Source organism: Mesorhizobium sp. WSM4846, assembly GCF_055811415.1.
In genome coordinates this window covers 61605-87318 of record NZ_JBVVPZ010000019.1, presented here as the reverse complement: position 1 = coordinate 87318, position 25714 = coordinate 61605, and the positions used below count along the sequence as shown (strand labels likewise).

Annotated in this window: 21 protein-coding genes; 11 read left to right on the top strand and 10 right to left on the bottom strand. The window is 61.9% G+C overall.

Annotated elements, in window-relative coordinates:
* The first annotated feature begins 57 nt into the window (after positions 1–57).
* Positions 58–1566: a MocR-like pyridoxine biosynthesis transcription factor PdxR gene (pdxR, locus tag AC0L15_RS17610; RefSeq protein WP_287171151.1), complete on the top strand. Its 1509-nt coding sequence runs from the start codon at positions 58–60 to the stop codon at positions 1564–1566.
* 179 nt (positions 1567–1745) lie between these two features.
* Here the strand turns inward: pdxR and AC0L15_RS17605 are convergent, their stop codons facing one another.
* From AC0L15_RS17605 to AC0L15_RS17595, 3 genes are all read right to left on the bottom strand, one after another.
* On the bottom strand, positions 1746–2081 hold the full coding sequence (locus AC0L15_RS17605) for a hypothetical protein (RefSeq protein WP_287070205.1): 336 nt from the start codon (positions 2079–2081) through the stop codon (positions 1746–1748).
* 107 nt (positions 2082–2188) lie between these two features.
* A complete protein-coding gene (locus tag AC0L15_RS17600; protein ID WP_473496657.1) occupies positions 2189–3361 on the bottom strand; it encodes an acetate/propionate family kinase in 1173 nt (390 codons plus the stop codon).
* The gene (locus AC0L15_RS17595; RefSeq protein WP_473496656.1) at positions 3361–5772 is read right to left on the bottom strand and encodes a phosphoketolase family protein; all 2412 of its coding nucleotides are present in this window, start codon (positions 5770–5772) and stop codon (positions 3361–3363) included. The genes AC0L15_RS17600 and AC0L15_RS17595 overlap by 1 nt, the downstream gene beginning before the upstream one ends.
* Before the next feature lie 260 nt (positions 5773–6032).
* Here AC0L15_RS17595 and AC0L15_RS17590 point away from each other — a divergent pair, with 260 nt between their 5' ends.
* Both AC0L15_RS17590 and AC0L15_RS17585 read left to right on the top strand, forming a co-directional pair.
* On the top strand, positions 6033–8027 hold the full coding sequence (locus AC0L15_RS17590; RefSeq protein WP_473496655.1) for a protein-L-isoaspartate(D-aspartate) O-methyltransferase: 1995 nt from the start codon (positions 6033–6035) through the stop codon (positions 8025–8027).
* Positions 8028–8249: 222 nt separating this feature from the next.
* Entirely contained in the window at positions 8250–8456 is a 207-nt protein-coding gene (locus AC0L15_RS17585; RefSeq protein WP_023797798.1) for a hypothetical protein, read from the top strand.
* A gap of 21 nt (positions 8457–8477) precedes the next feature.
* On the opposite strand, the gene AC0L15_RS17580 is transcribed toward AC0L15_RS17585, so the two are convergent.
* The 4 genes from AC0L15_RS17580 to AC0L15_RS17565 form a co-directional block, all read right to left on the bottom strand.
* Positions 8478–9068 carry a DUF1772 domain-containing protein gene (locus tag AC0L15_RS17580; protein ID WP_473496654.1) on the bottom strand — a complete coding sequence of 197 codons (591 nt, stop codon included), beginning with the start codon at positions 9066–9068 and terminating at the stop codon, positions 8478–8480.
* Positions 9069–9527: 459 nt separating this feature from the next.
* Complete coding sequence (locus AC0L15_RS17575) at positions 9528–11150, bottom strand: SpoVR family protein (RefSeq protein ID WP_473496653.1); 1623 nt, start codon at positions 11148–11150, stop codon at positions 9528–9530.
* An 8-nt stretch (positions 11151–11158) separates the two neighbouring features.
* A complete protein-coding gene (locus AC0L15_RS17570) occupies positions 11159–12469 on the bottom strand; it encodes a YeaH/YhbH family protein (protein WP_473496652.1) in 1311 nt (436 codons plus the stop codon).
* A gap of 19 nt (positions 12470–12488) precedes the next feature.
* Entirely contained in the window at positions 12489–14438 is a 1950-nt protein-coding gene (locus tag AC0L15_RS17565; protein ID WP_023797794.1) for a PrkA family serine protein kinase, read from the bottom strand.
* Between the two features lie 451 nt (positions 14439–14889).
* Between AC0L15_RS17565 and AC0L15_RS17560 the strand changes: the two genes are divergently transcribed.
* Positions 14890–15069, top strand: a complete 180-nt coding sequence (locus tag AC0L15_RS17560; RefSeq protein ID WP_473496651.1) for a hypothetical protein — start codon at positions 14890–14892, stop codon at positions 15067–15069.
* A 35-nt stretch (positions 15070–15104) separates the two neighbouring features.
* Here the strand turns inward: AC0L15_RS17560 and AC0L15_RS17555 are convergent, their stop codons facing one another.
* On the bottom strand, positions 15105–15542 hold the full coding sequence (locus tag AC0L15_RS17555) for a DUF2267 domain-containing protein (RefSeq protein ID WP_473496650.1): 438 nt from the start codon (positions 15540–15542) through the stop codon (positions 15105–15107).
* A gap of 164 nt (positions 15543–15706) precedes the next feature.
* Here AC0L15_RS17555 and AC0L15_RS17550 point away from each other — a divergent pair, with 164 nt between their 5' ends.
* The 7 genes from AC0L15_RS17550 to AC0L15_RS17520 all read left to right on the top strand — a co-directional run bounded on the left by AC0L15_RS17550 (position 15707) and on the right by AC0L15_RS17520 (position 23453).
* On the top strand, positions 15707–16177 hold the full coding sequence (locus tag AC0L15_RS17550) for a nucleoside deaminase (RefSeq protein WP_473496649.1): 471 nt from the start codon (positions 15707–15709) through the stop codon (positions 16175–16177).
* Between the two features lie 296 nt (positions 16178–16473).
* Complete coding sequence (gene coxB / locus AC0L15_RS17545) at positions 16474–17463, top strand: cytochrome c oxidase subunit II (protein WP_473496648.1); 990 nt, start codon at positions 16474–16476, stop codon at positions 17461–17463.
* Positions 17460–19976, top strand: a complete 2517-nt coding sequence (gene ctaD / locus AC0L15_RS17540; protein WP_473496647.1) for a cytochrome c oxidase subunit I — start codon at positions 17460–17462, stop codon at positions 19974–19976. The genes coxB and ctaD overlap by 4 nt, the downstream gene beginning before the upstream one ends.
* 7 nt (positions 19977–19983) lie before the next feature.
* Positions 19984–20364 (top strand): hypothetical protein, encoded by a 381-nt coding sequence (locus AC0L15_RS17535; RefSeq protein WP_128166553.1) that lies wholly within the window; start codon positions 19984–19986, stop codon positions 20362–20364.
* Positions 20361–20984 carry a cytochrome c oxidase assembly protein gene (locus tag AC0L15_RS17530; RefSeq protein WP_023797787.1) on the top strand — a complete coding sequence of 208 codons (624 nt, stop codon included), beginning with the start codon at positions 20361–20363 and terminating at the stop codon, positions 20982–20984. Before AC0L15_RS17535 ends, AC0L15_RS17530 begins: the two co-directional genes overlap by 4 nt.
* Positions 20984–22069: a c-type cytochrome gene (locus AC0L15_RS17525; protein WP_473496646.1), complete on the top strand. Its 1086-nt coding sequence runs from the start codon at positions 20984–20986 to the stop codon at positions 22067–22069. Before AC0L15_RS17530 ends, AC0L15_RS17525 begins: the two co-directional genes overlap by 1 nt.
* A 64-nt stretch (positions 22070–22133) precedes the next feature.
* On the top strand, positions 22134–23453 hold the full coding sequence (locus AC0L15_RS17520; protein ID WP_473496667.1) for a PQQ-dependent sugar dehydrogenase: 1320 nt from the start codon (positions 22134–22136) through the stop codon (positions 23451–23453).
* Between the two features lie 92 nt (positions 23454–23545).
* On the opposite strand, the gene AC0L15_RS17515 is transcribed toward AC0L15_RS17520, so the two are convergent.
* Positions 23546–24676: a GNAT family N-acetyltransferase gene (locus tag AC0L15_RS17515; protein ID WP_473496645.1), complete on the bottom strand. Its 1131-nt coding sequence runs from the start codon at positions 24674–24676 to the stop codon at positions 23546–23548.
* Positions 24673–25662, bottom strand: a complete 990-nt coding sequence (locus AC0L15_RS17510; RefSeq protein WP_473496644.1) for a sterol desaturase family protein — start codon at positions 25660–25662, stop codon at positions 24673–24675. The genes AC0L15_RS17515 and AC0L15_RS17510 overlap by 4 nt, the downstream gene beginning before the upstream one ends.
* Positions 25663–25714: the final 52 nt, after the last annotated feature.

The window sequence follows — 25714 nt, the reverse complement described above, 5'->3', positions numbered from 1 at the left end:
GCTGATTTTCCCGGTAATGTCTGGATCAACGAAACGTCTTCATTTGGGTAATCGCGAATGGTCCAGTCCAGCAAGCAGAATTCGTCGTCGGGAAGTTCGTCGTCGGGATTGGGCGCGCGCGGGATCTATGAGAACCTGCGGGAACAGATCGTGGCGGAGGTCTACGGCCGCGGAGACGTGCTTCCGTCGGCTCGTGCACTGGCGGTCGAGCTTGGCGTCTCGCGAACGACTGTGACGTCCGCTTACGAACAGCTCGCCGCCGAGGGGTTCGTGGTCATTCGACATGGCGCTCGGCCACGGGTGGCCATCAAGGTCGCGCACAGCGAGCCGGGAGACCTCGTTGATACAGCCGCAGAGCCACACAGCCTCTCCGCTTTCGCAGAAAGGCTTCGATCCCGAGCCATCCCGATGCGGGTTGCGTCGGAGAAGCTCGTCGCCGACTTCCGCTACGGCGACATGTCGGCCTCTGACTTCCCGACCCTTGCCTGGCGAAAGGCCATGAACGATGCTGCGCTGGGACGGCCGCTCAAGCTGTCCTATGGCGACCCCTGTGGCTTGATCCGCCTGCGTGCCGCCCTGCAGGGCTATCTATGGCGAGCGCGCAGCATCCGGTGCGAGGTGAGCGAGATCGTCGTCGTCAACGGCTCTCAGCAGGGACTGGATCTCTGCGCCCGCCTGCTTCTCGATGAGGGCGACGGCTTCGCCATCGAAGAGCCCTGCTACCCGATGGCACGGAGCGTCTTCGAGATGACAGGAGCCATCGCCGCCCCGGTGGAGGTCGACGCCGAAGGCATCAGGGCGGACTTGCTGGCGGATGTTGACGCGCGGCTGGCTTACGTCACGCCTTCACATCAGTTTCCCCTCGGAAGCGTAATGTCGATGGGTCGACGCCAGCAACTGCTAGGATGGGCGAAAGAGAAGAGGGCCTACATCGTCGAGGACGACTACGACAGCGAATATCGTTTCGACATGAACCCGATACCGCCGCTTCGCGCGCTGGGAGGCGCGTCGAACGTCATCTATATCGGTACGGTCTCGAAGACATTGTCGCCGTTGCTGCGGATCGGCTACGTCGTCGTTCCGCGTGAGTTGCAGGAGGTTTTTGCCCATGCCAAGCGGCTGACGGACAGGCATGCCCCCAGCCTCGAACAGGAGGCGCTTGCGACCCTGATGGAAACCGGCGCCTACGAAAGCCACGTGCGCAAGGCCCGGCGTCAAAATGCCCGCCGACGTGCAGCGCTCCTGGACGCTCTGCAGGCGGAATTCCGCGATCTCGTTCGGGTCGAAGGCGCAGAGGCCGGTCTGCACGTCGTCGTCTGGTTTCACGACACGCCGCCCTCCATGGCGGCATCGTTCATCGATAAAGCCGCCGCGCTCGGAGTTGGCATCTATTCGATATCGCCGCATTACTTCGACCAGACATTGGATTTCGAACAGACATTGGATCGCAGCTGCCTCGGCCTGGTGATGGGATACGCAAGTCTGACCGAGGGCCAGATCCACAGAGGACTAAAGCTCCTTCGACGTGCTTACGAGGAGGCAACAGGCTGCGGCGATGTATCGTAGGTGCTTTACGGCCTGCTGAGGGAACAGGCGCGCGCGACGCCGAAGGCAGCCTCGGCACCGCGCGGGTGGTGATCTGCCGCTAGAGCGCTTTGCGTTTTGGTGGACCAAAACCGCGCTCTAACTCCTTGTTTTACGCATTTTGTTGGACGCCAAACCAAGATTTTTGGCTGCAAAATGCTCTAGAACCACCGCCGTTCAGGCTCGGAGCTCTTTGCGATCACAATTCCCAAGAGAACGCCGAGCACGCCGCCAAGCATCATCGCCGTAGAGATCGTGCCTGGGTTCTGCTGGACGGTTTCGGTCACGGTGTGTGCCTGGCTACGCAATTGCCCGGCTGCGCGCGACGCCCGTTCGGCAGCGCTCTCGTACCAGCCCTGTGCCTCCTCGGCGCGGTCGGAAAGGGTCCGATTTATTTTGGTGATTTCGCGACGAAGCTCGGCGATCTGTTTCTTCATCGCTTCCTGCGCATCGTTTGCCGCCTTTGAGGCGCCTGCCATATTGGTGGTCTCCGCCATTGGATTTCTCCCTTTGGTAATCATATCCCCCAAGGTCATCAGGTAGGGGAAACGGTCGCGGACGCGCAGGGTTCCTTGCCCTGGAAAACGCGCCGCTGATTGCGGTATCAAGCATCCCCTTGCACCCGCGCGTGGTGGGCAATGATGCTCTCCTCGTCGGTCGCGACGACGCGTATTTCGACCTTGCTGTCAGGTCGGCTTATGATCGCGGCATGGGCGGCATTGGATGGCTCGTCGATCGCCACGCCAAGCCAATCAAGCCTTTCGCATATTGCCTTGCGGACCGGTGCCGAGCGCTCGCCGATGCCGGCGGTGAACACCAGGCACTCGAGGCCGCCCAACGTGTTGGCGAGCGCGGCAGCTTCCCGTGCCGCCCTGAAGGCAAAAAGGTCTACTGCTTCGCGGGCGTGGGGGTTGTCGCTCGCTTCCAGCGTGCGCATGTCGCCCGAGATGCCGGATATTCCAAGCAGCCCGGATTCCTCATAGAGCATATGCTGCAGGGCTTCCCCCGCGATGCCTCGTTCCAGGACGAAGTACAAAAGCACGCCCGGATCGATGGCGCCGCAACGCGTGCCCATGACCAGGCCGTCGAGCCCGGAAAAGCCCATCGTCGTGTCGAAGCTTCTCCCGTCGCGCATGGCGCACAGGCTCGCCCCGTTGCCGAGATGGGCGACGATCGTCCGCTTCGCTGCAAGCGCCGGCGACATCGCCTTGAGCCGCCCGGCGATGTACTTGTAGGAAAGTCCGTGAAACCCGTAGCGGCGGATTCCGTCCGCATCGTATTTGCGCGGCAGCGCGAAGCGGCTGACGATCGGATCGATCGTCTGATGGAAGGCTGTGTCGAAGCAGCCTATCTGCGGCAGATCCGGCCGCAGCACCGCAAGTGTGCGGATCGGCGCGAGACTGCAGGGCTGGTGCAGCGGCGCAAGCGGCGTCAGCCTGTCCAGGGCCTCGATCACGACCGGCGTCAGGCGGACGGGTTCGACGAACTCTCGCCCGCCATGCACGATGCGGTGACCGGCGCAGACCAGTTTCCTGCCGCCAAGTTCGCTCTCGATCCAGCGCAGCAAATCGCCGATGCCCGTATCGCGTGCGTCTGCGGCAAGCGGCCGATCACACTGCACTGTTCCGTCGGCCGCTTTCGCGGTGAGCCTCGGCGCATCGCCCAGATCCAGCGCGCCACGCGAGACAAGCTGCAGCTCCACGGACGGTTGAAGATCGTATAGACCGAACTTGATGCTGGAGGAGCCGGCGTTCAGTGCCAGAATTGCCTGCCGCATCAATCGCCAGCCTTCGTCGCACTGTTCTCGGGCCAGTTCCACTCCTGGATCTCGGGCATGTCTTCGCCATGCTCGCGGACGTAAGCCTTGTGTTCGGCAAGCTTGCCGTGAAGTTCGGCGGCAAGGTTTTTCGCCCGTTCGGCGAGCCCAGGCACGCGTTCGACCGCAGCGAGCGCCAGGTGGTAGCGGTCGAGCTCATTGAGCACGACCATGTCGAACGGCGTCGTCGTGGTGCCTTCCTCGCGAAAGCCGTGCACGTGCATGTTGTCATGGTTGGCGCGTCGGTAGGTCAGGCGGTGGATGAGATAGGGATAGCCGTGATAGGCGAAGATGACCGGCCTGGCCTTCGTGAACAGCGCGTCGAAATCCTGGTCCGCCAAGCCATGCGGATGCTCTGAATTCGACTGCAGCGTCATCAGGTCGACCACGTTGACGACGCGAACTTTCAGGTCAGGAAGCGCCGAACGCAGAATGTCGGCGGCCGCGAGCGTCTCCAGTGTCGGCACGTCGCCGGCGCAGGCCATGACCACATCCGGATCCTCGCGCTCCGCAACCGTCCCGGCCCACTCCCAGATCCCCGCCCCCGCCCTGCAGTGAGCCTCCGCGGCGTCGACGGACAGAAATTGCGGCGCCGGCTGCTTGCCGGCGGTGATGACGTTGATGCGGTTATAGGTTCTCAGGCAATGGTCGGTGATCCACAGCAGCGTGTTGGCATCCGGCGGGAAATAGAGCCTGACCGTGTCGGCCTTCTTGTTGGCGACAAAATCGGCAAAGCCCGGATCCTGGTGGCTGAAGCCGTTGTGATCCTGCCGCCAGACATGCGAGGTCAGCAGGTAATTGAGGGAAGCGATCGGCTCGCGCCAGGCAAGCTCGCGGGATGTCTTCAGCCATTTCGCATGCTGGTTGACCATGGAATCGACGATGTGGATGAACGCCTCGTAACAGGAGAACAGGCCATGGCGGCCGGTCAGCAGATAGCCCTCCAGCCATCCCTGGCAGAGATGCTCGCTGAGCACTTCCATGACGCGGCCGTCCCGGGAGAGTTTTACGTCATAGGGCTCGATCCGCTGCATCCAGACCCGGTCGGTAACCTTGAAGACCTCGTCTAGGCGGTTGGAGGATGTCTCATCCGGCCCCATCAGTCGGAAATTCCCGGCCTGCGCATTCAGGCTTATGACCTCGCGGAGATAGCTTCCGAGAACCCGCGTCGCCTCGGCCTTGGCACCTCCCGGACGCGGCACGTCGAGCGCCAGGCTTTTCCAATCGGGAAGCACGAGGTCGCGCTTCAGCAGTCCGCCATTGGCATAGGGGGTTGCGCCCATGCGCTTGGATCCGGTTGGCGCAAGCGCCGCCAGTTCTGGAAGAAGACGCCCGCTGTCGTCGAACAGCATTTCCGGTTCGTAGCTCCGCATCCAGTCTTCGAGGATCTTGCGGTGTCCCGCATTGTTGCGGGCGTTCGACACCGGCACTTGATGCGAGCGCCAGAAATCCTCGACCTTCTTGCCATCGACCTCCTTCGGCCCGGTCCACCCCTTCGGGCTGCGCAGCACGATCATCGGCCACAGCGGACGCTCTCCTTGCCAGAACGGCGTACGGGCGCGCTCCTGGATCGAGCCGATTCTGTCGAGCACGGTGTCCAGCTTGATGGCCATCAACCGATGCATGGGAATCGGCTCGTGACCTTCGACGAAAAAAGGTTCGTAGCCATAGCCGGCGAACAGGGCTCGCAATTCCACGTCATCCATGCGGGCAAGGATCGTCGGGTTGGCGATCTTGTAGCCGTTGAGATGCAGGATCGGCAGCACAGCGCCGTCGGATGCCGGGTTGAGGAACTTGTTGGAGTGCCATGCCGCCGCGAGCGGACCGGTTTCCGCTTCGCCGTCGCCGACAACGCAGGCGACCACCAGATCGGGATTGTCGAAGGCCGCGCCGAAAGCATGGACCAGCGCATATCCCAGTTCCCCGCCTTCATGGATCGAGCCGGGCGTTTCCGGAGCAGCGTGGCTCGGCACTCCGCCGGGGAACGAGAATTGCCGAAAAAGTTTCCTCAACCCGTCTTCGCCCTGGCCGATTTCGGGATAGATCTCGCTGTAGCTGCCCTCGAGCCAGGTGTTCGCCACCATCGCCGGGCCGCCATGACCTGGGCCGCAGATAAACAGAACGTCGAGACCGCGTTGTCGGATGACGCGGTTCAGGTGGACGTAGATGAAGTTGAGGCCAGGCGTCGTGCCCCAATGGCCAAGCAGCCGCGGCTTGACGTGTTCGGCTTTCAGCGGCTCGCGCAGCAGCGGATTGTCCATCAGATAGATCTGGCCAACCGAAATGTAGTTCGCGGCCCGCCAATAACGGTCCATGAGATCGACCTGATAACGGCCGGCTGTGGTCGCAGCTTTCTGAGCCTCGTCGTTCATCGAAAATTCTCCAGAATGCGTTCGCCCGTCGATATCTGGAGTGACATCGCTCTGGAGAAAGGATTTTCACGGAAATAAGTTCGGCTGGAGCCGCCATTTGCGCCCGCCAATCGCTCTTTTGCAGGAACCTGAAAGCTCGCCAATGGTTAAGGAGACTAGCCGCCGGCCATGAGTTGCTGAGGCCGAGCGCATACCCGATGAGCCGTCGGGCACGATTAGGGGACAATCGGGGGCTGTCTGCTCGCAAGAGGAGCAAAAAGATGCTCGATCTTTCCCACGCACGCAACCGAATGGTCCAAGTCCATCTCAGCCGCCGTGGCATCCATGACCGCGAAGTGCTGGAAGCGATGCGCGAGGTTCCGCGCGAGGCTTTCGTCGCTCCCGGCTTTGAAGAATTCGCCTACGAGGACGGGCCGTTGCCGATCGCCGAGGGTCAGACGATATCGCAGCCCTACATCGTCGCCTTGATGATCGAGATGGCGGAAATCGGAACGGGCGACCATGTCCTCGAGGTTGGCACCGGTTCGGGCTACGCGGCTGCCGTGATGAGCCGGATCGTCGAACGCGTCTACACGATCGAGCGCCACGCCGGGTTGGCCGAAACGGCGAGACAGCGATTCCAAGAGCTTGGCTACGACAATATCGAAGTCCGCACCGGCGATGGCACCAAAGGCTGGCCCGACGCAGCGCCCTTCGACGCCATTCTGGTCGCCGCCGGCGGACCCGGTGCGCCGCTCGCGCTTCAGGAACAGCTCGACGTCGGTGGCAGGCTCGTCATCCCGGTCGGCGACGATCCGCATGATCAGCGCCTTCTCAAGGTCACCCGAACCGGCGCTGCGACTTACAGCGAGGAGGATTTCGGCGGCGTGCGGTTTGTCCCGCTCATTGGCGAGCAGGGCTGGCCCGAGAACGGCAACCGTACCGCGAATGATCGCCCGTCCGGACGCGCACGCACGCGCAGCCTGCCGGAGATGATCGCGGCGGCGGCCGAACCGCTGCCGGATTTCGACGATCCGGCGTTCGGCGAATTGTTCGATCGGTTTGGCGACCGGCGCGTCGTCCTGCTCGGTGAAGCGAGCCACGGCACGTCGGAGTTCTACCGGGCCCGCGCCGCGATCACCCGCAGGCTCATCGAGAAGCACGGCTTCACCATTGTCGCTGTCGAGGCCGACTGGCCTGATGCAGCGGCGATCGACCGCTACGTCCGCCATCGGCCGCCACGCGCCAACGCCGATCCGCCGTTCCAGCGGTTTCCCACCTGGATGTGGCGCAACACCGACGTTGCGGCGTTCGTCGACTGGATGCGACATCACAACGAGCGCATCAGGCTATCGTCCCGGCTAGCCGGGTTCTATGGCCTCGACATCTACAATATGAGCGGATCGATCGCCGCGGTTCTGCAATATCTCGACCGGGTCGATCCGCAGGCAGCAAAGATCGCGCGTGAACGCTATGGCTGCCTGACGCCTTGGCAGCATGAACCATCCACCTACGGCCGTGTCGCGCTCACTTCGGGTTACAAGAAATGCGAGCAGGCCGTGCTCGAACAATGCCGCGAACTGCTTGCCAGGCAACTCGACTATGCCCAGCAGGACGGCGTCGATTTCATGGATGCCACCCAGAATGCCCGGCTGATCGCTTCCGCGGAACGCTACTACCGGATCATGTACTATGGCGGCGCGCAGTCCTGGAATTTACGCGATACCCATATGTTCGAGACGCTCGAGCATCTGCTGGAAGCTCGCGGCCCCAACGCCAAGGCAGTCGTGTGGGCGCATAATTCCCATATCGGCGATGCCCGCTACACCGAAATGGGGATTGTCAGGGACGAAGTGAACATCGGCCAGTTCTGCCGCCAGCGCTTCGGCGACGAGGCAGCCTTGATCGGGCTCAGCACGCATTCCGGGACAGTCGCCGCGGCCTCCGACTGGGACAGCGAGATGGAGATCAAGCGGGTGCGGCCTTCCCATAGCGATAGCTACGAGGGCCTTTGCCATAATAGCGGCGTCTCGCGTTTCCTGCTCGACATCAAGCGCGACGATACGTTGCGCGAGCGGCTTCTGGAGCGCCGGCTGGAGCGCTTCATCGGCGTGATCTATCGACCGGAAACCGAACTGCGCAGCCATTACGCGAATGCCTCTCTTGCCCAGCAGTTTGACGCGTTCGTCTGGTTTGACGAAACCGTCGCGGTGACGCCGCTTGGGCCGGAGCATGTCGGAACCGGCGTTCCCGACACCTATCCGTTCGGGCTCTAATGTCGCGCAAAAGCATGCCCTCGGGCCTGACCCGAGGGTGCGCAGCGGTTTTGCGATAACGACATGCATATAACAACAATCTAAAGCGCGTCGCGTGAGGCCGGCCAAATGCGACGCGCTTTAGCCGCCTCGCGGACAAGGCCCCATCAAGGTGAGTTTCGGCGGAACATTCATCGCGCCCTGCTGTTTCTAGAACAGGACCCTTTTCGAAGGAGTTGTTTCATGAGCGGAACCAAACATCCAAAGTGGAAAAAGCCGAGCGATGCCGATCTGAGGAACAATCCCGGCATCGGCAGCTCCAAGGGCACGATCAAGGAAGGCGACGAACTCTTGCTCGAAGGCGAAAACACCATCGAGGGCGATGTCGAGAACGACACCAACGCCCTTGGCGGGATCAATCCAAGGCAAAAGATGCGGACGAACAAGTAGCGTCGCTGCGCATCCCACGCGCTATTCACTCTCAGCATAAAATGTCGCGGCGACAGCAATCGAGATCAGGCTCAGCATCGCCAGGCCTGCCCTGGCGACGTGCGAGGCTTCCCAAACATCGCGCAAGTCTTTCCAGTCGCCGCTTTGCTTCCGGCGGAGCAGTGAAAAAAACGTCGCGGCTGGTTTCGACACTGCGACGTCCTGCACCCAGAAATTGTTGACGGGATGTGTTACCAGCCAATAGGTCGCATGTTCCGCCACCAGGAAGACAAGGGCCGCCAAAGTCCACCAGAATCGACCGCCTGGATAGGGCGTGAGGTAAAGCAGGATGGCGAGTGCAATGATGCCGCCGATCTCGGCAAACCCGCCGATCGTGAAGCCGGGATAGTAGATCTCCTGCACAGATTTGTAGGTGGCCTCCTTGAGGCGCAACTTGCCGGGCAATTCCAACGCGTGTGCGAGCGACAGCGCCATTGCGATTGCGACCAGAAGAAGGGTGACAATCATGAACGCGCGCATGCTGTTCCTCCCTGAACCGTCTTGGCAATACGCGGCGTACATAGCGTGCTCGCCGACACGGTAAAGGCGACGAAGGTGGAGCCGCCGCTCCATTATTCAACGCCGCCGGCATTGAGCCCCACCGCCAAGCCATGGAACCATCGTTCGGCGCGATGGTTGTCACCCTGGATGATCCGCCGGAGCTGTTGAGTGGAAACACATTGGCGCCGAGGAGATGTGAAGCAAGCTTCGGGGAGTCTCCGATGACCGATCCTGATCCAGACCCGAACAATCCCGTGCCGATACCGGATAATCCCAATCCTGAGCCGGCCCGGCCGCCTGCTCCGCCGGAGACTCCGCCTGGCGAGCCTCCGGGCGTTCCTCCGCCTTCGCCTGATCCCGTTCCCAGCCCCGAAAGGCAGCCCGTCGAAATTCCTCCCGATATACCACCGGAGATCCCCACGGACCCGACCTTCCCGGGTCCGACGGCCAGGGCATTGGACCCGGAGCATTGGACCCAGGAGTAAAAACCCGGCGGTAGAACGACGCCGTCGCCGGCCATTCCGGTTTTGGTCATTCCCCGATTTGGCTGGTCGAACGTTCGTTGAGCGTCGCGCCGGTTTGCGCATCGATCGCCGCCAGGCTGACCTCATAGCCCCACAGGGTCCGGATATGGCGCAGCGTCGCGTCGCGACCGGCCTCCTCCAGCATGACGCCGTTCTTCACCTTGTGCTCCAGTCGCAACTGCCGGTCGCCGAGCAGATCGACATCCACAACCTGGATATCCGGCCGGCTCGCGCCGATGTCGTAGCTCTGGGCGAGCCCGGCGCGTATCTTTTCGTAGCCACGCTCATTGTGTATCGACGCGACTTCGTAATGCGGCTCGCTGGCGGCGTCGGCGAGGACAAAGAACCGCCATTTCCGCATCAGGGCGGGGCTCAGATACTGGCGGATGAAAGATTCGTCGCGATGGTTCGCCCACGCGTCGAGCAGGGTTTCGCGCCAATTGCCGTTGCCGGCGATATCGGGGAACCAGTCACGATCCTCGGCGGTCGGCTCGGTCGCTATGCGCTGGATGTCCTGCATCATGTCGAGGCCCAACGCATAAGGATTGATACCGGAAAACCGCGGGTCGTCGAAGCCTGGCTGAAAGATCACGTTCGAATGGTTGCGCAGGATTTCCAGCATCGCGCCTTCGCTGATCAGGCCACGATCGAACAGCATGTTCATCAGCGTGTAGTGCACGAAGGTGGCGCAGCCTTCGTTCATCACCTGTGTTTGCCGCTGCGGATAAAAGTATTGCGCGACGACGCGGACGATCCTGACGATTTCACGCTGCCAGGGCTCCAGGACCAAGCTGTTTTTTTCCAGGAAGTAAAGCAGGTTCTCCTCGGGCAGCTTGAGCGTTTTCCTTCGCTCCGCGATGTTGGAATCCTTTGCCCCAACATTGTCTCCGCCCTTCGAAGGCGGTAGCGTGCGCCACAGATCGTTGTAAGAGCGCTCTTCGTACTCCAGGCGCTCACGAACGCCTACACGCTGCCGCTCCGACGACAGCTTCGGCGGCCGGCGATATCTGAAGACCCCCTGTTCCATCAGCGCGTGGGCCGCATCGAGGATCGCCTCCACCGCGGCAACGCCGTGCCGCTCCTCGCAACGGGCAATGTAACCCTTGGCAAAGTCCAGATAGCTCAGGATCGCGCTGGCGTCCGTCCATTGCCGGAACAGATGATTGTTCTTGAAAAAATGATTATGGCCAAGCGCTGCATGAGCTGTCACCAGGGCCTGCAGGGCCATTGTGTTTTCCTCCATCAGGTAGACGATGCAAGGATTGGAATTGATCACCAGCTCATAGGCGAGCCCCCGCCCGCCTTTGCGATAGAGCAATTCCTGGTAGAGGAAATGCTTGCCGAAGGACCAGTGGCGATACATCAGCGGCATGCCGACCGAGGAATAGGCGTCGAGCATCTGCTGGGACGAGATGATCTCCATCTGCACCGGATAGATGTCGAGGTGAAGCTCTTCGATCGCGATCGCCTCGATCGCGTCGTAGGCGCGCGACAGTGTCTTGAAATCCCAGTCGGACCCCGAAAAGAGCAAACCTGATCTGCTGGTTTGGCCTGGTTTGCTGGTTGGGCCTGATTTGCTGGTTTGGCCCGACTTGCTGGTCTGGCCCGACGTGCTGGTCTGGTTCGCCATCGGCTCCCTCAAGCGCTTTTCTGCAGGACCGGCTGCCTGGCAAAGAGCTGGCGAAAGACCGGATAGATGTCGGCTGCGTTGGCGATACGGCTCATCTGGAAATTCGGCCATCGCTGGTTGACAACGCTGTAGGCGCGCCAGAGCGAGGTCCCATTGTCGGTGGTGCCGAAAATATGGCTCTCACGTTCGTCGATGATCTCGACATAGGCGAAATACTGGCACAGGCGCATGACCTGGCCGTCCATCAGGCCGATGCAACGCTCGGAATCGGTGACGAAATTGTCGCCGTCCGACGCCTGGGCGGCATAGATGTTCCACTCGTTGCTGGGATAGCGTTGCGCGATGATGCGGTGCATTTCCTCGAGTGCCGTGGAAACGACCGTGCCGCCGCTTTGCGTATTGTAGAAGAAGGTTTCCTCGTCCACCTCCTGCGCCTCGTGCGTATGGCGGATGAAGACGATTTCGGTGCGGTCGTAGCGCCGTTTCAGGAACAGGTGCAGCAGCACGAAGAAGCGCTTGGCCAAATCCTTCTCGCGTTCGCCCATCGAGCCGGATACGTCCATGAGACAGAACATGACCGCATTGGCATTCGGCACGGGCTGGGCGTCGAAACGGTTGAAGCGGATGTCGACGGGATCGACATAGGCGATCCGCTTGCGGCGGCGCTCAAGTCGCTCAAGCTCCTCCCGCAACGCTGCAATGCGCTGGCGTGCCGGCGCCGCGCTCTGCGGCTCGGCCTCCAGGATTGCGAGTTGCTCCGCAATCAAATCGAGTTCCTCCTGCTTGGGGCGCCTTAGCGCAATCCGGCGACCATGGCTGTTTCGCATCGTGCGCCCGACATTGATGTTGGTCGGCGAACCGGTCGCAGCGAACCCGGCGCGGCGCGGTTTGAAGGATAGTATCTCCTTGAGGTTGAGCTTGACCATGTCGGGAAGTTCGAGATCCTCGAAAAAGAGGTCGAGCACCTCCTCGCGCGAGAGCACGAAACGAAAATCGTCCTCCGAGACCGTTTTGCCGGGAGACGAGCCGCCGCCGCCCTGGCCGGGCTTGGGAACCCGGTCGCCAGGGGCGAAATGCTTGTTGCCCGGCAGGATGTGCTGTCGCCTGCCGCTGTCCTTGGCATCGCTGAAGCTCGGCTCTGCTGTGCCCCTCGCCGGCATCGAGACGGTGTGCTCGCTGTCGACATCGGCGATCTTGCCGGTACGGATCCGATCCCGGATGCTTCGCTTCAGCTCTTCGCGCGCACGCTTCAGGAAGCGCTGGCGGTTGCCGAGGCTCTTGTCCTTTGGGTTCAGTCGGCGATCGACAAAGATCGGCATGGAACCATCCCGGCCGGACTCAGCCCGCCTTGTTCACCCGCATGTACCAGTCCACCAGCCGGCGGACCTGGCGTTCGGTGTAACCGCGTCCGACCATCCGATGCACGAACTCGGTATGCCGCTTCTCCGTTACGCTGTCCTGCTTGGAGCCGAAGCTGATCACCGGGAGCAGATCCTCGACCTGGCCGAACATCCGCTTCTCGATGACTTCGCGCAGCTTTTCATAGCTCGTCCACGACGGGTTGCGGCCATGGTTCCTCGCCCTTGCGCGCAACGTGAACTTCACGACCTCGTTGCGGAAGTCCTTGGGGTTGGCAATGCCGGCCGGCTTTTCGACTTGCGACAGTTCGTTGTCCAGCACCTCGCGATTGAGGATCTGGCCGGTATCGGGGTCTTTGTAGTCCTGGTCCTCTATCCAGGCATCGGCATAGGCGATGTAGCGGTCGAACAGGTTTTGGCCGTATTCGCTGTAGGACTCCAGATAGGCCTTCTGAATTTCATGGCCGATGAACTCGGCATAGCGCGTGGCCAGTTCCGACTTTATGAAGTCGAGATAGGCGGCTTCCGTTTCCTTGGGGAACTGCTCGCGCTTGATCGCCTCCTCCAGAATGTACATCAGGTGCACGGGATCGGCGGCCACTTCCTTGGTGTCGTAGTTGAAGGTCTGCGACAGGATCTTGAAGGCAAAGCGCGTGCTGACGCCGGTCATGCCTTCATCGACTCCGGCGGCATCGCGGTATTCCTGAACCGACTTCGCCTTGGGATCTATGTCCTTGAGGTTCTCGCCGTCATAAACGCGCATCTTGGTGTAGAGCGGCGAATTGTCATGCTCGGCCAGACGGGTCGAGACGGTGAACCGGCTGAGAATGTCGAGAACCTCCGGTGCACAGGAACTGGAGGCCAATTCGCTTTCGCGCAGCAGCTTTTCGTAGATCTGCCTTTCTTCGGTGACCCGCAGGCAATACGGCACCTTGACCACCAGGATACGGTCGAGGAATGCCTCGTTGTTCTTGTTGTTCTTGAACTGCAGCCATTCCGATTCGTTGGAGTGGGCTACGACGATGCCCTGATACGGGAAAGATCCGAAGTTTTCCGTACCGTTGTAGCTGCCTTCCTGGGTAGCGGTCAGCAACGGATGCAGGACCTTGATCGGCGCTTTGAACATCTCGACGAACTCGAGCAGCCCCTGCGTGGTCCGGTTCAGGCCGCCGCTGTAGGAATAGGCGTCCGGATCGGATTGGCTGAAATGCTCGAGCTGTCTTATGTCGACCTTGCCGACCAGGGCCGAAACGTCCTGGTTGTTCTCATCGCCTGGCTCGGTCTTGGAGATGCCGATCTGGCGTAGCCGCGAAGGCATCAGCTTGACGACGCTGAACTTGGAGATGTCGCCGGACAGTTCGTCGAGGCGCTTGGCCGCCCATGGCGAAATAAGACCGTTCAGCCGGCGCCGCGCGATGCCGTATTTGTCCTCCAAAAGGTCGCCCATGCGGTCAGGATTGAAAAGCCCGAGCGGCGATTCGAAAACCGGACTGATCTGGCCGCCGACCTTCAGCGTATAGATCGGACGCTCCTCCATCAGCTTCTTCAGCCGTTCGGCGAGCGAGGACTTGCCGCCGCCGACAGGGCCAAGCAGATAGAGAATCTGCTTGCGCTCCTCGAGCCCCTGAGAGGCATAGCGGAAATAGCCGGCTATGCGCTCGATCGTGTCCTCCATGCCATAGAACTCGGCGAAGGTGGGATAGACCTTGATTGTCCTGTTCGAGAAAATGCGGCCGAGCCGCTCATCCATGCTGGTGTCGATCAGGGTGGGCTCGCCGATCGCCTCGACCATCCGCTCGGGCGCCGAAGCATACATCGATTTATCCTCGCGGCAGGCAAGGAGATATTGCTGGATGCTTATCTCCTCCTGCGCCGCATTGGTGTAAATCTCCGAAAACAGATCGAAGACGTCGGAGTGGTTCTCGCGCATGGTATTCCTCGCCCCGGCCGGTCTGGTTGCTGTCGCCTCTTCACTCAACTGTCGGAAAGCCTTTGTGGTTCCCTATTACACGTAGTGCGTCCGCGACCGGATGTTAGGGGTCCAGACAGATATCGTGAACGCCTGGAAGTCAGCCAGCGAATGGCTCGCACAATGGAACGTTTCCGAGGGAAGTCCATTCTTCCACCAGCGCTTGCCGAGCGCAACAGCCCGCTGGGTACAAGTTGCCTTTCTGAGGGAATAAACCGCCCGGCAGTTGCCCGCGTTCAGCAGTTGCCCGCGTTCAGCAGTTGCCCGCGTTCAGCAGTTGCCCGCGTTCAGCAGTTGAATGGCGAATCACTGGCCATTCGGCGAAGAGAGTTGCACTGCGGTGTCCAACCCTGCACCGGGAGCAACGGTTTCGCTCCTGCTCGGTAACGAAACGAGGGAAAGGAGATGTTCCATGTTCGAGAACAGCATGTGGTTGATCGTCGTTGCTGGCGGCCCGCTACTGCTGGCAATCGTGCTGGCCTACGGACTCCTTACGTGGCGACGCCGTGGGCCTGCAGAGCGCAGAGAAAGCGATCGGGCCACCGAGCGACTGTATCGCGAGGAAAACGATCGCCCGGGCGGAGGCAGTTGAGAACCGCATCGGCAGGCCCGACTTTGGTCTTGCTGCTAGACTCCAACACTTTCGGGCCAAAGCGCCCGGATCTGCTTCGGCAACGCGTCCCGCACCTTGGCCGACTGGCCGAGGTCGACATGCCTGGCGAGTACCTTGAACACGGATCTCGTCGCATCCTCCGGATTCACCGGTCGAGTGGATTTCATCTCCTCGGCCACCCGCTGCAAAAAATCCTCCAACGAACGGCTGCTCGTCGGCAGATCACGCGGCCGATACCGATCATAGTAGGCTCCGCGCACAAGAAGCGGCAGTTCAGCCCCCAAATTGGCAGCCAGTTCGATCTGCAGCCAATCCCGCAAGGTGCGTAGAACGGCTCCCAGCATATGCCAGGCCACGCGCCTGTCGGGCCCGTGATCGGCCATGATCTCGTCCAGCCAGATGTTTGTCGTCTGCAGGGTTTTGTCAAAAACTTCCAAGCCGGTTGCCCTCATCGTCGCCTCCTCTGGGCAATCCAACACCCGCCCAAATCACCCGCCCAAAATAACCGCCCTGACGCGCAAACGGCGATCGAGCGCAATTGTTTCGTCACTCGTTGAAAATTGTCCAAGAGCTCTTTACGCGTACAGTTACGAACGGGCACCCCTAGGAGGCGGCCATGAAGAGCGATACCGAATATCTACGTCTCGCCGTGGAGATCGCCACCGAGAGCCGGGCGAGTGGCAATCATCCTTTTGGGGCGCTCCTGGTCGGGCCGGAAGGCGACGTGCTGCTTTCGTCGGGCAACACCTACGCCCGGGATCGCGGCGTTGGCCACGCAGAGGCAAACGTGGCCCGCGCGGCCGCGCAGCAATACGACCCGACCTTTCTCGAGCGATGCACTCTGGTGACCTCGGTCGAGCCGTGCTGCATGTGCGCCGGGGCCTGTTACTGGGCTGGCATCGGCACCGTGGTCTACGGACTCAGCGAAAGGCGGCTGGCCGAGCTGACCGGAGACAATTCGGAGAATCTGACCCTCGATCTGAGTTGTTACCAAGTGTTCGCCGCCGGACGGCGCCATGTAGCAATCCGTGGCCCATTCCCTGAACTCGAAGAAGAGATCGTAACCGACCACAAGGATTTCTGGTGACAGAACCAAAAAGGACTGCTGTGAAGAATCCGTAGCCTCTGCGGCGCCACGAGCTCCGGCCACTTCCGGCCCAAAGGTTTGACACGCGAGGCCCGCGTGTTGTCGCAGAAAGCCATCGACGCGTTCATCGCAAATCCCGGTGCATCTCAAGACTCGCGCGCAAAACCGCCGACACGCAAAACCGCCGACTGGAACCTACATTCGGACTCGAGCGACACGTTCATTCCGCCAGTTGGAAAGCTCAGTTGCCCGGAACCTTCCGCCCCTCTCGCCGGTTTACCGCGGAGGGGTTGCAAATGGGTCGATATTTCAGCCTGTCAGCTGCGTCATTGTTGCTCGCGAGCGGCTCTGCCGGCGCCCAGTCGAGCACTCAGTCGGCACTTGAGCCCGCGGGAGCGGAAGCGCAGCAGATAGAAATGCTGTTTTGGGTCATGCTAAGCGGCGGCGCCGTCATCTGGCTGGGCGTGGTCGGCCTGCTTCTTCATGCAGCCCTGGTCAATCGCCGCAGGCTGGCCGAAAAATCTGCCAGCAGCATCATCCTTTGGGGCGGCGTAGTCTTCCCCTCGGTCACGCTTTGTGCGCTGCTCGCCTATGCGCTGTGGCTGATGCCTGGCCTTCGGCCCTTCGCCCAGGCGAGACCCGCCGCCCTGCGGATCGAAGTCACCGGCAGGCAGTTCTGGTGGGAAGTTGTCTATCACCCTCCTCAGGGACCGCCGGTCACTTCCGCCAACGAGATCAGGCTGCCGGTCGGCGAGCGGGTCGAATTGACCGTGAAAAGCGCCGATGTGATCCATTCCTTCTGGATCCCACCGCTCGGCGGCAAGATGGACATGATCCCCGGCCGCACCAACAGGCTTTCGATCATGGCCACCAAAGCTGGTATATTCCGCGGCCCGTGCGCGGAATATTGCGGCACGTCTCACGCGCTGATGGCGTTCTCGGCCGTCGCGATGGCGCCCGAAGCCTTCCGGTCCTGGCTTGCCGCCCAGGCAATTCCCGCGGAAGGGGCCGGCGCAAGCGGCGGCGCGCTGTTCCTGCGCCATGGCTGCGGGTCCTGCCATTTCGTCGCGGGCACCGATGCGCGCGGCCTGATCGGCCCGGACCTTTCGCATATCGGTTCTCGCGCCACCGTCGCAGCCGGAATCCTGCCCAACACCGAAGACGCCGTCGTCAGCTTCATCGCCCGGCCCGACCTGATCAAGCCTGGTTCCGGGATGCCGGCCTTCGACATGTTGCCGTCGGGCGACATTCGCGCCATAGCCGCCTGGCTGAGGGGCCTGCGATGAGCGCTGCTGTCAAGGAGCGTTCGCCGGAAGAATACAAGGCGCAGGAACAGCGGCTGCGCGCCGTCTGGGCCAATCCAACCGGCTGGCGCTACTGGACCTCGGTGAACAATTACCAGATCGGCCTCTGGTACGGCTCGGCGGCCTTCGCCTTCATGCTGTTTGCCGGCGTGCTCGCGCTCCTGGTGCGGCTGCAGCTCGCCGTGCCCGACAACGACCTCCTCTCGGCCGACTTATTCAACCAGGCTTTCACCCTGCACGGTACGGTGATGATGTTCCTGTTCGCGGTGCCGATCTTCGAGGCGGTCGCGATCTTCCTGCTGCCGCCGATGCTGGGCGCCCGCGAAATGCCGTTTCCGCGCCTCGGAGCCTTCAGTTTTTGGAGCTTTTTGCTCGGCGGTATCTTCGTCTGCGGCTCGATCTTCTTCAATGCGGCGCCGTCGGCAGGCTGGTTCATGTATCCGCCGCTCGCCACCGACAAGGAGTTCTCCGGCATTGGCGCCGACATCTGGCTGCTCGGCCTTTCCTTCATCGAAGTCGCCTCGATCGCGGCCGCCGTCGAGCTCATCGTCGGCATCATGAAATGCCGCGCGCCGGGCATGCGCATCAACCTGATGCCGCTCTTCGCCTGGTACCTGCTGATCGTTGCCGGAATGATCCTGTTCGCCTTCCCGCCGCTGATCGCCGGCGACCTCCTGTTCGAGATGGAACGGATGTTCGATTGGCCGTTCTTCGACGCAGCGCGCGGCGGCGACCCGCTGCTGTGGCAGCATCTGTTCTGGATATTCGGTCATCCGGAAGTCTACATCATCTTCCTGCCGGCGATCGCGCTGATGGCCATGATCGTGCCGACTTTTTCCCAGCGTCCGATCGTCGGTTACTCCTGGATCGTGCTCGCGGCAGTGGGGACAGGGTTCCTTTCCTTCGGCCTGTGGGTGCACCATATGTTTGCCACAGGCCTGCCGCAGATCTCGCTGGCCTTCTTCTCGGCCGCCTCCGAGGCGGTGGCGATCCCGACGGGCGTGCAGATCTTCGTCTTCATCGCCACCATGCTGGCCGGCCGGGTGATCTTCTCGACCCCGATGCTGTTCGGCACCGGAGGGCTGGCCATCTTCGTCATTGGTGGCCTGACGGGCGTCATGGTGGCGCTCGCACCCTTCGACTGGCAGGCCCACGACACGTATTTTGTCGTTGCGCATCTCCATTATGTGCTGATCGGCGGCATGCTTTTCCCGGTCGTGGCCGGGCTCTATTACTATTACCCGCTGATCGACGCGAAGAAGCTCTCAGACCGGTTGGGGCGGCTCGCCTTCTGGCTGATGTTCTGCGGCTTCAACATCGCCTTTTTCCCCATGCATCTGATCGGCTTGCGCGGCATGCCCCGCCGCGTCTTCACCTATCCAGCCGAAATCGGCTGGAACTGGCTGAACCTGATCTCGACGGCCGGAGCCTTCATTTTCGCCGCGGGCGTGCTGGTGGTCGTCTTCGACGTGCTCAGGCCAAAGCACCGGCAGCCGCGCGGCGAATTCAACCCGTGGAATGCCGGCACGCTGGAATGGATTTCCGAGCCGGAGGAGAACTGGGGCGTCCGCTCGATACCCATCGTGCGCAGCCGCTACCCCTTGTGGGATCAGAAGGACCTTGCCCGCAAAGTCAATGAAGGCCGCTATTATCTGCCCGACGCGGAAGAGGGATGGCGCGAGGGACTGGTCACCACCGTGCTCGACGCCGAACCCGTCCAGGTGCTGCGCGTCGGCGGCACCTCCCATGTCACCATCGTCTCGGCTCTTTCGCTCGGAGGCGCCTTCATCGCGCTTACCTTCCACTGGTGGATCGCGACGGCGCTGGCCGCAATCATCTGCTTTTGCGCAGTCATCTACTGGCTCTGGACGGGCACTGGCGAAATCCCCGAGAAGCCGGAAAAGGATGTCGGCCTGGGCCTCAGCCTGCCGCTTTATGCCTCCGGCTCCGATTCGGTCGGCTGGTGGGCGATGTTCATCACCATGGTGGGCGATGGCACCGCGTTCGCCAGCCTCGTCTTCGGCTATTTCTTCTACTGGACGATCCATGCCAACTTCACCGCGGGGATTGCCGGGCCCGATGCGGTCTGGTCGCTGGTGGCTGCCAGCCTGTTCGCTACGGCGTGGGGCCTGATGGTGGCGGCACGCACGGTCAACAGGCGCGGCGCTACGGCCACTATGCGCGGCTTGCTGGTGCTGTCCCTGCTGACGACCGTTGCCGCGTCCGCCACAGGCCTGGCCGCGCCATTGTCTCCAGGCATGGACCCGACGCGCCACGTCTATCCCGCAATCGTCTGGATCCTGGTGATCTGGGTGCTCGCCCATGCAGCGCTCGGCACAGTCATGCAGGCCTATTGCCTGGCCCGCTCGCTGGCCGGCCGACTGACGCCGAAGCATGACCTGGATCTAGGCAATGTGGTGCTCTACTGGCATTTCCTGCTGATTGCCGCCGTCCCCACCTTCGCCATCATCGGCCTCTTTCCGGCAGCGATGTGAGGCGCCGATGTGGCTTGTCCCAAAACAGATCGAGACACTGTGGACGCTGTTCACTGCGCCGGTGGTGTGGGCTGCGCATTTCCTTGTTTGCTACATCGGCGCGGCGATCTATTGCGCCAAGCCCGAGCTTGTCGGGCTGAGTTTCAGCGCTGTGCGCGCCGGCATCGCCGCCGCCACCGTGATCGCCCTCTCGCTGATCGCGCTGTCAGCATGGCTCGCCTGGCGGCAATGGGGCTTCGGCACAGACGATCCGCCGCACGACGATCCGACGAGACGCGACCGGACCCTGTTCCAGGGCTTTGCGACGCTGCTGCTCTCGGGTCTCAGCTTCATCGCCGTGATCTTCACCGCGATGCCTGCATTGTTCCTGACGGAGTGTATCCGGTGAGACGCGCCTGCCTCATCCTCGGCATCCTCGTCCTTGCCCTGGTCTGGCTCGGGCCGCTGCTCGATGGCTTGCGGGATTCGTTTTCGGCGCACATGCTGGCGCATATGGGAGTGGTGGCGATCGCCGCGCCGCTGATGGCGATTGGGGTCCCGCTCGGCCCGACACCAGGTGCGAGCCGGGCGTTCACCCTCGCCCTCCCCGCCTCCCTCGTCGAACTCATCGTCGTCTGGTCCTGGCACGCACCGGCCTTGCGGGCTCTGGCGCAAAGCTCGCTGTTTGTCACCGCTGTCGAGCAGGTCACGTTCCTTGCCGCCGGGCTGTTCCTGTGGCTGGCCTGCCTGCCGCGCCGCGGCTCGGACACCACAGGCTATGCCGCCGGCGCCTTCGCCCTGCTTCTGACGTCCATCCACATGACCTTGCTCGGCGCGCTGCTGGCGCTGACCCCGCGGCCGCTTTATGGGACCGGCGAGACAAGCTGCTTCGGCATCGCGCTTTCCGCCCAGCAGGATCAGGAACTTGGCGGCGTCATCATGCTTCTGGTCGGCGCCGCGGTCTACCTGGCCGGCGGCGTGACGCTTTTCGCGCGCATCCTCGCCACACCACCGCGGAAGACGGTCTGATGCATATCAGCTGGAAGAAGCTCGCCATAGCGCTTGCCATTCTGCCCTTCGTCGTGGTGCTGGCGGCCTGGATCGGCTTTTTCAATGTCGGTGCCTCGAGCGGCCACTGGAGGATCACGGAATGGTTCCTCCATTTCGCCATGCGATCGGCTGTGCGCACCTATGCCCTGGCGGTCGACGCTCCAGAGGCTCTGCCGCGCCATGCGATTCAGCCGGCCGCCGGGCATTTCGCACGCGGCTGCGCCATCTGTCACGGCGCGCCGGGCGAGCCGCGATCTCCTGTCGTCATGAGAATGCTGCCGCAGCCGCCTGACCTTGCCGGGGCCGTCGGCGAATGGTCGGACGCGGAGCTTTTTCGTATCGTCAAGCACGGCGTGCGTTTCACCGGCATGCCGGCCTGGCCGACGCAGGAACGCGACGACGAGGTCTGGGCGATGGTCGCCTTCCTACGCGAACTGCCGTCGCTGGACGAGGCCGCCTATCGCGATCTCGCCTATGGCGAAAGGCTTGCGCCTCCTGCAGGCGCTGCCGAAACCCTGCCGCAAGCGCTGGCGGATTGCGCCCGCTGCCACGGCGAGGACGGTTTTGGACGCGGTCCCGCGATACCCGTTCTGGCCGGGCAGAGCGAGGCGTATCTGCTTGAAAGCCTGCGTGCCTATGCCGAGGAAGGCCGGGCAAGCGGGTTGATGAGCCTGCCCGCCATTGCGGCAGGGCCTCAACTCTGGCCGGACCTGGCCAAGCATTTCGCTGCCCTGCCGGCGATGCACCCCGGCGGCGGCGGCGATCCAGCACTTGTCCGGCGCGGCAAGGAAATCGCCGAGAGCGGCGTCAGGCAGGCCAATGTGCCCGCCTGTCTCGGCTGTCACGGAAGACAGGACCGCAGCCCGCTCTATCCCTCGATCGCCGGCCAGCCGGCGCCCTACATCGAGACGCAGCTTGGGTTGTTCAGGGCGGGAAAGCGTGGCGGAACGCGCTTCGGCCATCTCATGGCAAATGCCGCGAAGGGTCTGACGGACGACGACGTCCGCGCGCTTGCGGCCTACTTCTCCCGATCGGCCGCTGCGTCGGCAACCGCAACGCGATAAGCGCGTTTGCGTTCTTTCGACGTTTTTCGAGGTTCTGGTGAAAAACTTGGCTACCGCCCTTCTCATGCTGATCATTGTTCTCGTAATCGCCGCAGGAGCGATCTTCTTCCTGTCGCGCGAAGAGGCGACCGTTCCGATCGCGGAGACCTATGGCCCCAACCCGACCCTGCCGGAGCCCAATCCGACCTGGCTGCCGACCGTCCATGTCGCCAAGGCCATGCCATGGCCGCAGGGCACCAAGCCGACAGCGGCCCAGGGATTTGCAGTCAACGAATATGCCCGCGGGCTCGACCATCCGCGCTGGCTGTATGTGTTGCCAAACGGCGACGTGCTGGTGGCCGAGAGCAATGCGCCGCCCAGGCCGGAGGAGGGCTTCAGCATACGGCGCTTCTTCGTCAATTTCTTCCAGAGCCAGGCCGGCGCGGGGACGCATAGCGCCAATCGCATCACGCTGCTGCGCGATCAGGACGGCGACGGGGTGGCAGAAACCAGAACCGCCTTTCTCACCGGGCTGTTCTCGCCATTCGGCATGACCCTGCTCAACGGCAAGCTCTACGTCGCCAACGCCAATGCAATTGTGGCCTTTCCCTACCAGGAGGGTGCGACCGAGATCACCGCACCAGCGGAGAAGATCGTCGACCTGCCCGCGGGGAGGAACCACCACTGGACCAAGGACGTGACCGCCTCGCAGGACGGGACGAAGCTCTATGCGACGGTCGGATCCAATTCCAATGTCGGCGAGAACGGCCTGGAGGAAGAAGAGAACCGAGCCGCCGTGCTGGAGATCGATCTCACCTCGAGACAGACGCGTCTCTTCGCCTCCGGCCTGCGCAATCCGAACGGCCTGTCATGGAACCCGGAAAGCGGTGAGCTCTGGGTCGTCGTCAACGAGCGCGACGAGATCGGCAGCGATCTGGTGCCGGATTACATGACTTCGGTGAAGGATGGCGGCTTCTATGGCTGGCCTTACAGCTATTTTGGCCAGCACGTCGATAATCGCGTCAAGCCGCAGCGGCCCGACCTCGTCGCCCAGGCGATCAAGCCGGACTATGCGCTCGGGGCGCACACGGCTTCATTGGGACTGACCTTCAACACAGGCGACCTGTTCGGTCCTCAATACAGGAATGGCGCTTTCGTCGGGCAGCATGGCTCGTGGAACCGCAGGCCGCACAGCGGCTACAAGGTGATTTTCGTGCCGTTTTCAGGCGGCAGGCCCTCCGGCCCGCCCCAGGACATCCTCACCGGTTTCCTGAGCGAGGACGACAAGGCTTTTGGCCGTCCCGTGGGCGTGGCGATAGACCGGCGCGGCGCCCTGCTGGTGGCGGATGATGTCGGCAACAAGATCTGGCGGGTCGTTCCAGCTCAGACGCAATCGGCACTTTGAGCAGTTCGTGCTGCCGGCGGCCCGGAAGCGATATGGCACCGCTTGCCATTGCCGGTCGGACACGGCGTTCCGGCGCCGATCAAAGCCGAAAATCAAGCTGTCGTTGCCAATCCGCGCCCCCGTGCGTGCCGGACCCTTTGACGCATACGATCGGCAAGGGAAGCGAGCGAGCCTTGCGCCGTGCGCGTCCCAAGGACGGATTGCAGGACAACGCCCTGCGTTGCGAATTTATGCTTGAACCCCTCTGCGCCGCACAGGAAATCGACTGTGCTCAAGCCGTGATCGAACGACCACTGTATGTAGTCCATCATCAGGATCATGCCCGGCGACGCCTGGCTGAAATCCGGATCGAAAGTGGTCACGAACGCCATCATGGTGTGGTGCTGGACGAAGTTGATGGAAACCGCGACCATTGCGCCATCGCATTCAAGTACGAAAATGTGCAGCACGCCGGCGCGCGCCAGCGCGTCAACGAGTGCGGCCAGTACCGGCGCTCCCTCTTCGAAAAGTTGCGATTCACGCTTGCGCTCGACCAGCCATCTGCGCTTGAGGGCAGAGAGCCGGTCCAGTACCGGCTGCAGTGGCTCGTCTGGCGCAAGCAGGCGAAATTTCATTTCGCCGGCTTCTTCCAACGTCTTGACGCCGCGCCGATAGTTCTGCCGTGTCTTTTTCGACTGCTCCGCGAACCACGCTTCTCCGCTCGCCCACTGTCCGGCGACGCGATAACTGACTTCCTCCCTGTGATTGGGGCGAAGCCTGATCCCGCTGGAGGTATCCGGAGTGAGAATTTTGCGGGCCGCCGCACCCGGCAAGAGACGATTGAGAAAGGCAATATCGAAGCCACCGGCGTCACAGATCCGGGCCCATACTCCCTGCAGGGCCGATAACGAGCATTCCGGAGCAACGAGAATATCGCCGTAATCGGTATAGCTGTTGGCCGCCCATTCGAGAAACCGCAGGCCCTTGCGCTTGCGGATCGCCATGGGAACGACAGCAACGAGCCTGTCACCATTCCAGACCAGGCCGATCCGCAGCGCGCGCTGGTCACGGTCCGCTACGGTATTCCACCAGGCCGAAATCCAGGCATGACTCTGAAAGACCAGCCCATCGGTGCGATGCCAGAGATGCGCCCAATCGGCTTCGATCGCAGCCAGGCGATCCGCCGAACGGACAACTTCCAGGCGCTCTGCGCTCGAGGCGTCAATCGAAACAATGGTGTTCATGAAGGGGAACGATCCTCTGCGATGGCATCCGGACGCCTCTGGAACAGTCTGCGGACATGCCCTCCCATCTTCCTGAGCGGCAGGATGTAAAGCCCAAAGAGCGATTGATAGTCGCGCACATCGCGATCAATCAGGCCAAATTTGAGGTCTTCATCCGGATCCGGGACAAACTGCGTCCCGAAGAGGCGATCCCAGCACGAAAACAACAGGCCAAAATTCTTGTCGTAGTGGCGAGGGTCGATGCTGTGGTGCACCTGGTGCCAGTGCGGACACAAGATGACGTTGTTCAACGGGCCGAAGGAAATCTTGAAATGGGTATGACGAACAAAGTCCATCATCAGGATGTTGCGGATGACATAGACGTTGATGCCGAAGATGGCGATCTCGACTGGATCGAGCGCGATCAGGCTCCAGATGCCGAAGCAGATCCCCGGGATGACGCCATCCCAGATACGGTTCATCAGATCGTCCAGCGGATGAACCCGATCCTTGGTGATTCCCACCATCACCTCGGCCGAATGATGCACCTTGTGCAATTCCCACAGGAACGGGAAGTGGTGCTGGGCGACATGGTAGAGATAGTATGAAATGTCGTATGCGATAAGCATGGTTGCGGTGAAGACAACGATCGTCACCGGTCCGGCCGCGCCATCGATGAGCGGCGCCTGGATACCGAGCAGCCAGCCGATTGCGTGGTGCGTCCCATACCCGACGGCGGCAACGAAGGTGACGCCGGCAGGGATGAGCAGGAATGGCATTATCGCCCGTTTGGTGACCCAAAATAGGACATCCGCTCGCGCCGACGGGTGCAGGATGACTTCCGCCGGGAAAGCGAAATCGAAAAAGTCCCTGAGGGATTTATGCTCGACAGTCCGCCAGTAAGCGACCACCGCGCTCCCCAGTGCCGTGAAAAGCAGGAGGCCGAGCGTCACCAGATCGACGTTCGAAAGCTTTTCCACAATCAATCCGGCGAATTCAGAAAACATCGGTGCGGTGGCTCCTGGGCCGTAAAATGGCCGTCCGGCGAATTGCGAAGCA

Excerpts from the sequence above, each read along its gene's own strand:
- ctaD (WP_473496647.1), top strand. The coding sequence starts at position 17,460 with ATGAGCGCTGCTGTCAAGGAGCGTTCGCCGGAAGAATACAAGGCGCAG.
- AC0L15_RS17580 (WP_473496654.1), bottom strand. The coding sequence starts at position 9,068 with ATGGAGCGGCGGCTCCACCTTCGTCGCCTTTACCGTGTCGGCGAGCAC.
- AC0L15_RS17570 (WP_473496652.1), bottom strand. The coding sequence starts at position 12,469 with ATGCCGATCTTTGTCGATCGCCGACTGAACCCAAAGGACAAGAGCCTC.
- coxB (WP_473496648.1), top strand. The coding sequence starts at position 16,474 with ATGGGTCGATATTTCAGCCTGTCAGCTGCGTCATTGTTGCTCGCGAGC.
- AC0L15_RS17575 (WP_473496653.1), bottom strand. The coding sequence starts at position 11,150 with ATGGCGAACCAGACCAGCACGTCGGGCCAGACCAGCAAGTCGGGCCAA.
- AC0L15_RS17550 (WP_473496649.1), top strand. The coding sequence starts at position 15,707 with ATGAAGAGCGATACCGAATATCTACGTCTCGCCGTGGAGATCGCCACC.
- AC0L15_RS17595 (WP_473496656.1), bottom strand. The coding sequence starts at position 5,772 with ATGAACGACGAGGCTCAGAAAGCTGCGACCACAGCCGGCCGTTATCAG.
- AC0L15_RS17605 (WP_287070205.1), bottom strand. The coding sequence starts at position 2,081 with ATGGCGGAGACCACCAATATGGCAGGCGCCTCAAAGGCGGCAAACGAT.
- AC0L15_RS17515 (WP_473496645.1), bottom strand. The coding sequence starts at position 24,676 with ATGAACACCATTGTTTCGATTGACGCCTCGAGCGCAGAGCGCCTGGAA.
- AC0L15_RS17565 (WP_023797794.1), bottom strand. The coding sequence starts at position 14,438 with ATGCGCGAGAACCACTCCGACGTCTTCGATCTGTTTTCGGAGATTTAC.
- AC0L15_RS17600 (WP_473496657.1), bottom strand. The coding sequence starts at position 3,361 with ATGCGGCAGGCAATTCTGGCACTGAACGCCGGCTCCTCCAGCATCAAG.
- AC0L15_RS17510 (WP_473496644.1), bottom strand. The coding sequence starts at position 25,662 with ATGTTTTCTGAATTCGCCGGATTGATTGTGGAAAAGCTTTCGAACGTC.
- AC0L15_RS17560 (WP_473496651.1), top strand. The coding sequence starts at position 14,890 with ATGTTCGAGAACAGCATGTGGTTGATCGTCGTTGCTGGCGGCCCGCTA.
- pdxR (WP_287171151.1), top strand. The coding sequence starts at position 58 with ATGGTCCAGTCCAGCAAGCAGAATTCGTCGTCGGGAAGTTCGTCGTCG.
- AC0L15_RS17520 (WP_473496667.1), top strand. The coding sequence starts at position 22,134 with ATGCTGATCATTGTTCTCGTAATCGCCGCAGGAGCGATCTTCTTCCTG.
- AC0L15_RS17535 (WP_128166553.1), top strand. The coding sequence starts at position 19,984 with ATGTGGCTTGTCCCAAAACAGATCGAGACACTGTGGACGCTGTTCACT.
- AC0L15_RS17555 (WP_473496650.1), bottom strand. The coding sequence starts at position 15,542 with ATGAGGGCAACCGGCTTGGAAGTTTTTGACAAAACCCTGCAGACGACA.
- AC0L15_RS17590 (WP_473496655.1), top strand. The coding sequence starts at position 6,033 with ATGCTCGATCTTTCCCACGCACGCAACCGAATGGTCCAAGTCCATCTC.
- AC0L15_RS17585 (WP_023797798.1), top strand. The coding sequence starts at position 8,250 with ATGAGCGGAACCAAACATCCAAAGTGGAAAAAGCCGAGCGATGCCGAT.
- AC0L15_RS17525 (WP_473496646.1), top strand. The coding sequence starts at position 20,984 with ATGCATATCAGCTGGAAGAAGCTCGCCATAGCGCTTGCCATTCTGCCC.